The organism is Clostridioides sp. ZZV14-6153 (assembly GCF_020657855.1).
GTDB lineage: Bacteria > Bacillota > Clostridia > Peptostreptococcales > Peptostreptococcaceae > Clostridioides.
This window is the reverse complement of the sequence record NZ_JAGWCZ010000059.1, coordinates 1-439: the sequence shown is the minus strand read 5'-3', so window position 1 is coordinate 439 and position 439 is coordinate 1. Positions and strand designations below refer to the sequence as shown.

Sequence of the window (439 nt, the reverse complement as noted above, 5' to 3'; positions counted from 1 at the left end):
TTTAAAGACTTTTTTAAAGGTGCTAAAGGCTTTCCTAAGTTCAAGAAAGAGAAAAATCAAGATGTAAAAGCATATTTTCCTAAGAATAATAAGACTGATTGGGCTATTGAAAGGCATAGAGTTAAAATACCTACTCTTGGGTGGGTAAGATTAAAAGAATTCGGATATATACCAATAAATTCAATAGTTAAGAGTGGTACAGTAAGTCAAAAATCTAGTAGATACTATGTATCTATATTAGTTGAGGAAAATGATATTCGAGTATCTAAATGTACTAATGAAGGAATAGGTATTGACTTAGGAATTAAAGATTTTGCAATATGTTCAGATAAAAAGAAGTTTAAAAATATAAATAAAACTTTTACAGTTAAGAAAGTTGAGAAGAAATTAAAAAGAGAACAAAGAAAACTTTCAAGAAAATATGAAAGTTTAAAAATAA

The 439-nt window shown here is 26.2% G+C and carries 1 protein-coding gene; it reads left to right on the top strand.

Annotation, left to right across the window (positions count from 1 at the left end; all coding sequences use genetic code 11):
* Positions 1–439 (top strand): transposase (locus tag KGF46_RS19775; protein ID WP_227857141.1); only part of this gene is annotated, 439 nt, incomplete at both ends.